This window comes from Streptomyces sp. NPDC054840, assembly GCF_053611065.1.
The window spans coordinates 1-4,623 of the sequence record NZ_JBSGZP010000596.1 but is presented as its reverse complement, the minus strand read 5'-3'; the positions used below and the strand labels follow the sequence as shown (position 1 = coordinate 4,623).

Sequence of the window (4,623 nt, the reverse complement as noted above, 5' to 3'; positions counted from 1 at the left end):
ATGCAGCGCCGCACCCTCGTGCTCGCGGCGGCGGCCGTGGTCGTCGTGCTGGCGGTCGTCGGCTCGCTCATCGCCTACGCCTTCAGTGGCGACGACCCGGACACCAAGGACGAGAGCAAGGGCGGCAGCGGCAAGCCCACTCCGGCGGCCTCGGCCCCGAAGGACCCGGGCAACGGCAGCGGCGGGACCGGGGAGACCTCCCCGAAGCCTTCGGGGGACACCGGCGAGACCGGTGGCAACGCCAACGGCAGCGCGGGTACGGGTACGGACGCCGGCGCCGGCGGGCAGCAGCCCCCGGGCGGGAGCCAGGGCCAGGGCGCCACGTCCGGTGGCGCGGGCGGAGCGGTTCCGGCGGGCTTCGCCCTGGTTCAGGACTTCGGCTTCCACTTCTCGATGGCGATGCCCGAGGGCTTCAAGAAGACCGCCACAGCAGGTGAGAACTCCGGCGGCATATACAGCCGTGACGGCGGATTCCCGCGGATCCAGGTCGACTACACCGGCAAGCCGGGCGACGACGCGCGCCTCGCCTGGCTCAAGGCGGTCCCCGGAGTGGCCGGCGACAGCAAGGGATACCGTCAGATCCGCATCGACGTGGTGGACTACCGCGGCTATCCCACCGTCGCCGACTGGGAGTTCGAGCGGGAGCAGAAGGGCATCAAGGTCCGTGTGCTCAACCGCGGGTTCAAGCTGGACGCGACGCACGGCTACGCCATCATGATCAGCTGTGCCGCCGACCAGTGGGACGCCCCCGAGTGCACCCAGATGCGCAACGTCGCCTTCGAGACCTTCCAGCCGCTCGGCTGACCTCGGGACGCGGGCGGCCCTGGCGACGTATCGTGTCAGAGGGGCCATGGGGGGCCCGCCGCACTCGGGGGAGGCGATGTGGAGGAGTACGCGGGCCGGATCCTGGCCGGCCGCTACCGCCTGCCTCTGCCGCCGTCCGACGCGTACGAACTGATCGAGACCCGCGCCTTCGACACGCGCAGCGGGCAGGAAGTCGTGGTCCGGCAGGTGCCGTTGCCGGAGGTCGTGGACGCCGAGCTGGTCGACGGGCCGCGGGCCGTCCCGGCGGCGCGCCGGTCACCCGCCGATCTGCCGGCCGTGCGCCGCGCCATCGAGGCGGCACAGGCAGCGGCTTCGATCCCGGACCATCCGCGGCTGGACCAGGTCTTCGACGTGTTCGCCGAGGGCGAGTCGCTGTGGATAGTGAGCGAACTGGTCCCGGCCAGGCCATTGGCCGCACTGATAGCCGATGAACCGCTGAGCCCCTACCGGGCCGCCGAGGTGGCGTCGGACGTGCTGACCGCGCTGCGGGTGCTGCACGCGCACGGCTGGACGCACCGGAACATCACCGTTCGGACGGTGTTGGTGTGCGAGGACGGTCGCGTCGTGCTGACGGGCCTCGCGGCGGGCGCGGCGGAGGAGGCCCTGTGCGGGTACGACCCCGTCCCGAGGGCCGAGGACGCCGGCGGTGGAGCGGGATGGGGTACCGCCACCGACCCGGTCGTGACCTCGGTCCCCGTCACCGCTCCCGCGCCGGTGGCGACCCCGCCTCCCGCCCCGGACCCGTTCCCGGACCCGGACCCGACTCAGGCCGCCGCCGGGCCGGTGGAGGTCGCCTACGCGCCGCTGGTGGCCCCGGGTTACGACACCGGGCCGCGGTACACCGATCACATCACCCCCGATCGCCCGCAGGACCGCCCGGAGTTCCAGGCAGCCGCGCGGGCCGGGGCCGTCGCCGCCTACCGGGCCGGGGCGCGGGCGGCCGCCGCCCGGGTGATCGAGGAGCGCAGGGCCGGGGCGGCCGGCGGGGCCGAGTCCGGCGCCTCCCCGGAGCGCCGGCCCCAGGGGGCGATCCTCCCGCAGGGGTACTCGTACCCGTACGGCGGCCCGGAGTCCGGCGCCGCCGCCCCCTGGCACGGCGCGACCCCTCGCCGGGCGGAGCTGCCCGCGGCCGCCCCGGAACCGGATCCGGAGGCTGAAACCGAGCCGGAACCGGACCCTGATCCCCTGCCGCGCCACCCCGTGCTCCGCCCGCACCGGGATCCCGAGCCTGAGCAGACGCAGCCCGAGCGCCCCGCCCTGCCCGCCCGACTCGCCCTGCCCCTGGGCTACCGGCAGGCGGAGGTATCGACCCGGGCCGCCCTCGACCAGCCGCAGCCCACCGCCCTCGACCAGCCGCAGCCCACCGGCACCGGCACCGGCACCGGCACCGGCACCGGCCGGTCCGGCCCCCGGACCGGCCTGGACGCCGAGCGTGCGCGGCAGACCCGGATGGCCGTCGTCGGCGCCGTCACCGAGCGGTGGGCCCCCGAGCAGGCCGGCCCCGTGCACGGGCACTGGCAGCTTGCGGCCCCCGTCGGGCCCGCCACCGACCTGTGGGCGCTCGGCGCGCTGCTCTACCGCGCCGTGCAGGGGCATGCCCCGTACCCCGAGGACAGCGTCGCCGAACTGGTCGAGATGGTCTGCGCGGAGCCGCCCGCCTTCGCCGAGGAGTGCGGGGCGCTGCGTCCGGTCGTGGAGTCGCTGCTGCGCCAGGACCCCACCGAGCGGCCCGACTTCGAGGAGCTCCGGGGCTGGCTGCGCTCGCTGGTGCGGTCCGCGCCCGAGCCGGACACCGGGTTCGGGGCGCTTCCGATGCCGGAGCCGGATCCGGCGCGGCTGCCCGTCGTGCGCCGCCGCGGTGAGGTCCACGGGCGGCACCGCAACCCCGCGGCCCCCCGCAAGCCGCGCGCCCTCGGCCGGACCCTGCTCGTCGGGATCCTGGCCCTTCTCGCCGGCGGGGTGGCGTACGCGATGCTGTTCCTGCCCCGGGCCGTCGACCAGGAGCCCGCGGGCGACGCCCGGGGCAGCAGCGCGCAGGCACCGGCGAAGCCGAGCCCCTCCCGGGTCCCGTCGGGCACACCCGAGTCCGGGCCCGCTCCGCAGACGACCGCGCCCGCCGAATCGCCGGCCGCGCCGGTTCCCGCCCCGGCCGGTTACACCAGCCAGCAGGATCCGGAGCACTTCGAGATCGCCGTGCCCAACGGCTGGGAGCGCCGCGGGATCAACGAGTCCGGTCAGGTGCGCTACACCGACGGGCAGTTCGTGCTGACCGTCGTCCCCGGCCGTGACAAGGTCCAGGGCAATCCGGATCCGGCGGCCTACCAGAAGGACAAGGAGCCGGAACTGACCCCGTACCGGACGTCCACCTGGTCGACCGTCGGCGATGTGAAGACCACCAAGGTGGGTCAGCAACTGCGCGCCACGGGCCGGTACACGTGGATCGACGGGACCGGTCGCAACGTCTTCGCCCGTAACTACGTCGTGGCGCTGGGCGGCAGCTATCACGTCGTCCTCGTCACCGGTCCGGAGGACGAACAGACCAAGGTCACCGAAGTCTTCGAAAAGGCCACGGCGAGTTACAGGGCGGGCGGTTGAACGGATACTGACGACTGATCAGTACGGCGATTGCGTCACAGTGCCGTCTTTCGGTGCCCGGGCGGTTCCGGCAGCCCCTCCGGGATCCGTAATCTGGCCTGAAGTGCAGAGAGCGGCGGGATTTCGTGGAACAGCAGACAGGTGGGGGCGATGTGCTGGCGGGCCGGTACCGGCTCGTCGAGCCGATCGGCCGGGGCGGCATGGGCAAGGTGTGGCGTGCGCATGACGAGCTGCTCCACAGGACCGTGGCCGTCAAGGAACTGACGGCGGGTCTGTACGTCGCCCAGGCCGACCGGGACGTCATGCACGCCCGGACGCAGAAGGAGGCCCGGGCCGCGGCCCGTATCCAGCACCCGGCTGTCGTCACCGTCCACGACGTGCTGGAGCACGACGACCGGCCCTGGATCGTCATGGAGTACATCGACGGGCCCTCCCTCGCGGACGCGGCCAAGGCCGCCGGGCGGATCGAGCCCCGCGAGGCGGCCCGGATCGGGCTGCACGTGCTGGGCGCGCTGCGGGCCGCGCACGCGGTCGGCGTACTGCACCGCGACGTGAAGCCGGGCAACGTGCTGCTGGCCAAGGACGGCCGGGTGCTGCTCACGGACTTCGGGATCGCCGCGATCGAGGGCGACTCGTCCATCACGCGCACCGGCGAGATCGTCGGCTCCATCGACTACCTGGCTCCCGAGCGCGTCACCGGCGGGCGCCCCGACCCGTCCTCCGACCTGTGGTCGCTCGGCGCCACCCTCTACACGGCGGTCGAGGCCCGCTCCCCGTTCCGCCGCACCTCGCCCATCTCCAGCCTGCAGGCCGTGGTCAACGACGAACCGCCGGCGCTGCGTCAGGCCGGGGCGCTCGGGCCGATCATCACCGCTCTGCTGCGCAAGGACCCGACGGAGCGCCCCTCGGCCGCGGAGGCCGAGCGGATGCTGCTGGAGGCGATGGAGGGCCGGGAGCCGAAGGCCGCGCAGGCGTACGTGCCCACCCGCGCGGTGACCTCGGAGGAACTCGCCCCGGCGCAGGGGCCGGCCGAGGCGCCGGCGCCGCAGGGCGAGGTCGGGCAGACGGCCTTGCTGCCGGAGCCGCCCGTGTCCGGGACGCCGGTTGATGCCGTCTCCGCCGACCAGGGCGGCGGCTGGGTCAAGCGAGCAGCGGCGGTGGCCCTGGTGGCGGCGCTGCTCAGCGGCGGCGGTGTCTTCGGGG

General features: G+C 74.5%; 2 protein-coding genes and 1 pseudogene. All 3 read left to right on the top strand.

What is annotated here, in order from left to right:
• A pseudogene (locus tag ACWGIU_RS30365) lies at positions 1 to 804 on the top strand (serine/threonine protein kinase); the annotation flags it as partial.
• Positions 805 to 882: 78 nt separating this feature from the next.
• Complete coding sequence (locus ACWGIU_RS30360) at positions 883 to 3,420, top strand: protein kinase (protein ID WP_453711149.1); 2,538 nt, start codon at positions 883 to 885, stop codon at positions 3,418 to 3,420.
• A 152-nt stretch (positions 3,421 to 3,572) separates the two neighbouring features.
• Positions 3,573 to 4,623 (top strand): serine/threonine-protein kinase (locus ACWGIU_RS30355; protein ID WP_453711151.1); only part of this gene is annotated, 1,051 nt, incomplete at its 3' end.